The 3,716-nt window shown below is 44.1% G+C and carries 5 protein-coding genes; 2 read left to right on the top strand and 3 right to left on the bottom strand.

From position 1 onward, the window contains the following. Positions 1-153 precede the first annotated feature (153 nt). Complete coding sequence (locus tag QUA03_RS28515) at positions 154-567, bottom strand: peptide chain release factor 1 (RefSeq protein WP_333217039.1); 414 nt, start codon at positions 565-567, stop codon at positions 154-156. Positions 568-733: 166 nt separating this feature from the next. Here QUA03_RS28515 and QUA03_RS28510 point away from each other — a divergent pair, with 166 nt between their 5' ends. Both QUA03_RS28510 and QUA03_RS28505 read left to right on the top strand, forming a co-directional pair. Further along, complete coding sequence (locus QUA03_RS28510; RefSeq protein WP_190740439.1) at positions 734-940, top strand: hypothetical protein; 207 nt, start codon at positions 734-736, stop codon at positions 938-940. 238 nt (positions 941-1,178) lie between these two features. Beyond that, positions 1,179-1,601 (top strand): DUF6335 family protein, encoded by a 423-nt coding sequence (locus QUA03_RS28505; protein ID WP_333217037.1) that lies wholly within the window; start codon positions 1,179-1,181, stop codon positions 1,599-1,601. 93 nt (positions 1,602-1,694) lie between these two features. On the opposite strand, the gene QUA03_RS28500 is transcribed toward QUA03_RS28505, so the two are convergent. After that, positions 1,695-2,375: a response regulator transcription factor gene (locus QUA03_RS28500; RefSeq protein ID WP_333217035.1), complete on the bottom strand. Its 681-nt coding sequence runs from the start codon at positions 2,373-2,375 to the stop codon at positions 1,695-1,697. Then, positions 2,372-3,589, bottom strand: coding sequence for a HAMP domain-containing sensor histidine kinase (locus tag QUA03_RS28495; RefSeq protein WP_333217033.1), 1,218 nt, complete (start codon positions 3,587-3,589; stop codon positions 2,372-2,374). Before QUA03_RS28495 ends, QUA03_RS28500 begins: the two co-directional genes overlap by 4 nt. Positions 3,590-3,716 lie beyond the last annotated feature (127 nt).

Genomic DNA, 3,716 nt, shown 5'->3' with positions numbered 1-3,716 from the left:
ATCGCTGGTATTTATAATTATGAACTTTTTTTGAAGACAAACTAGCGCTCGTCTGAGACTTTCGCAAGAGGTCTAATAGACAAGCACCAAACCCGAATCTTTATCAGTCATAGCCAATCTCAAATCTCAAATCTCAAATCTCAAATGGCATGACTATCGCCAATAAGGCCGGCCCTTCCAAAAAACTCCCACAGTAACTCCGATTAGTGCAGCTTCCGATAAACTTGCTAATAAAGGAGGGATGGGTAGGAATGACTTTAACACCAAACCCAAGAGCACGCAGAAAACTAAAACCCACAAACTAATTCGGTTGAGCAAAAATTGTTGTTGCCAATACTCTAAAAAGTACACTGCTAAAGCTCCCATTCCCAGTGCAGCAACGAAAGGTATCAATGTCCCGAGGGATGGGCCGTAAAGAAGCGTCACGACGTTGCGGATTGGCCGCGATTGCGTGAAACCCCAGGCTAAAAATAACTCCAATCCAACCACGATGCAGTTGACGAGGGTGGCAATTTGCAGCATTTCTCGCCAAGGTAAAAGTTTTAAGCGCCGCAGAAAATTACTCACGATCGGCAGATTAGGTAGGTTGCTTTGATTTTATAACAGTTTTGCCCTGGCGATCGACCTTTGATGGCAATTTGTGAAGTAAAATAAAGATATAGAGCAGTCTCTTGACAAATTCACCCAGAGTACCTGCCTATTAGTTGTTGGAACCGTGAAAGGAAAAAAAGTTATGGTGGAGAACACTGTCGATTGTGCTGTAGCTTGCGTCAATGGCTGCGTTCTGGGCGACAAGTGCCCGAAGCGGGAATACGCAGAAGCAACGTCCAACTTCATTGAAAATACTTCTCTGGATAAAATGCTAGAAATAGCAGAGGAAGCGGTGAGAAGGAAACGGACGGAACCCCCCAAATGGATAATTCCTGATTTTCCCGAATAGAATTAACATCCACATTAAAAAGCGATCGCCCGTTGCAAAAGGGCGATCGCTTTTTGTATTCCCAATGAAATAGCTGAGCCGAATCAATATATTTCCTGGGATAGAAGCTTTGAGCTTAAATAGCAATTATGATGCCACTTAATGACAGCTATTAGCAATAAGTAAAAATAATTCAGATCAAGCGAAATTCGGACATTTTTAATTTAATTGAGTTCAAAAACAAACAGGAGCAAGTCTCGTGGCACAGCAAAAGGAACGCAACGCAAAAACAACAAGAGATAATGATAATTTGGGCGAATTGCCTCAAGAAATTACCGAATCTTACGGTACCGGCTTCATCGATCAACCGGGAGTGAGCGAAGACGACATAACAACCCTGCAGGACAGCAGTTCGGGATACTCTTCCACCAGTTCCCAAATCGGCGGCGAGGATGGCGATCCTGCTGCGGAACAAGAAAGTGCCACTGGCGAGCAATCGGTGGGCGGAACCACGCCTACTCCCGACCTGGATATTGTTGACGAACTCGGAGCCGCTGCGGGCATAGAATTGCCAGATGGGGCTATTTTGCACACAACAGAGATGCTGGAACATCGAGATGAAAGTCGGTGGGAATTAGATCCGAGTTCTGCGGAAGATTATCAGGAACGACCGGATTTTTAGGTCAATTTTTTACCAGAAAATAGGTACTAGAATAGGAGCGGGTTCACTATTATCCATACTTCATATCCCAAGTATTTGTAAATCCGCCCCTCCTCACTTTTGCTCTCGCAACACATATCCAACTCCCCGAACAGTATGCAGCAGGCGTTTTGAGTTATTTGCTTCTAACTTAATCCGTAACGCACGAATATACACTTCAATAATGTTTGACTCGCCCATAAAATCGTAACCCCATACTTTTTCTAAAATTCGGTCGCGGGTAATGACTTGACGGGGATTTTGCAGCATAAATTGTAACAAATCAAACTCTTTGGCAGTGAGTTCAATTAGTTGACTGCCTCGATAAACTTCACGGGTTAAACCGTTTAATACTAGGTCTTCAAACTGTAAATTATCCGGGTCATTTGCTTGAGTTCGGCGCAGACGTGCTTTAACTCTCGCGAGGAGTTCTTCCATACTGAAAGGCTTGGTAACATAATCATCAGCTCCAGCATTTAATCCAGTCACGCGATCGGGTACTTCATCTTTTGCTGTCAACATAATTATTGGTACTTGAACACCAGTCGATCGCAACCTTAAACAGATGTCTAATCCAGAGATGCCGGGAAGCATCCAATCTAAAATTAATAAATGCGGTTGAACATCACGAGCGATCGTTAATCCATCCAATCCATTTGGGGCGACAGTGACGTGATATCCTTCCAGAGTAAGTTCAGATTCGATGAATTTTGCCAGTTTAGGGTCATCTTCAACAAGGAGAATGCGATCGCTCATAGCTGCGGATTCCAGACAGGTAAGGTGATAGTAAAAATACTACCTTCTCCCGGTTTAGAGCGGAGCGTAATACGTCCTTCCATGCCTTCGATCAGGCTTTTGGCGATCGCCAATCCCAGCCCTGTACCGTCTCTAGAGCGCGTCATTGACTCATCCACCCGGTAAAATCGCTCAAAAATCCGGTTTTGATGAGGGAGAGAAATACCAATTCCGCGATCACCCACGTGAATCATCACCTGCTGTTCCCTCTTTTCCAAGACTAACTCAACTGGTTGTTCGGGAGCAGAATACTTGATTGCATTATCGACTAAGTTAATTAACACTTGTTGTAAACGATCCTGATCCGCACAGGCTACAACATCCTCATCATTTGACACGAAAATAATTTTTCGATTGCTAACTTTTTGACTCATCTGGGCTACCTCAGCCACCAGAGTATTCAGTATCACCGGATTCAAACGAAAGTGCAAGTTGCCACTATCAGCCCGTGCCAAATCGAGCAAATCTTCTAACATCCGAATCGTGCGTTCAGTTTCCCCAACGGCTGTTTCCAGTGCTTGTTGCTGATAGTCACTTAAGTTAGTGCTGCGTCGCAGCAAACTTTGTAAATAACCAACTACAACCGTCAGAGGAGTGCGTAATTCGTGGGAAACATTACCGACAAATTGGCGTTGCTGCTCCCAAGAACTAGATAAGCGAAACAACATCTCATTAAAGGTTTGCGCTAGTCCTAAAATCTCATCAGGAGCCTGATGCAGTTGGAGTTTTGCCGCCTGCAAATTATCAGCAGACAAAGTGCTAGCTACCTGACTCATATGTTCCAAAGGATGGAGAGCATGACGAATGCGACTGGCGATCGCCAACATTAACACTAAGATTACCACAATACTGACAACAATTAGACTGCGAATCCCATCATTTAATTGACGTTGCTCATCCGTGATATCTTGAGAGAAATATACCGTACCCAGCGACTCATTTTTAATCCTCAGAGTGGTGCTACAGATCACCAAGTAGCGATCGCCCATCTGAACAAAAGTAGGCTCAGCAGGTACTTCCGTCAACGATATCATCTTCGTAATCTTAGAAGATTGCAGATCCATATCAGGTGAATTCACCAAAAGCATCCCATCATTTCGCTTCACCCACACCATGATTCCTCCTGTGGAAGCTTTATGGACGCTTCGGGTTAAGCCAATTTCTAGTGAACCCATTTCACTATAAAGCTCAACCTGTTCGGGAAAGCGTATTCCAATGTATTCCAGGGCATTCGTAACAAGTTAAGCTTGGATGGCAGTTGTCAAGGGGATTTGAGAAGATGCTTCAAAGAAAAAGTAGTCA

It is taken from the genome of Microcoleus sp. S36b_A4 (assembly GCF_036700645.1).
Classification (GTDB): domain Bacteria; phylum Cyanobacteriota; class Cyanobacteriia; order Cyanobacteriales; family Microcoleaceae; genus Microcoleus.
The sequence above is the reverse complement of the archived record's forward strand: the minus strand, read 5'-3'. Positions and strand labels throughout refer to the sequence as shown.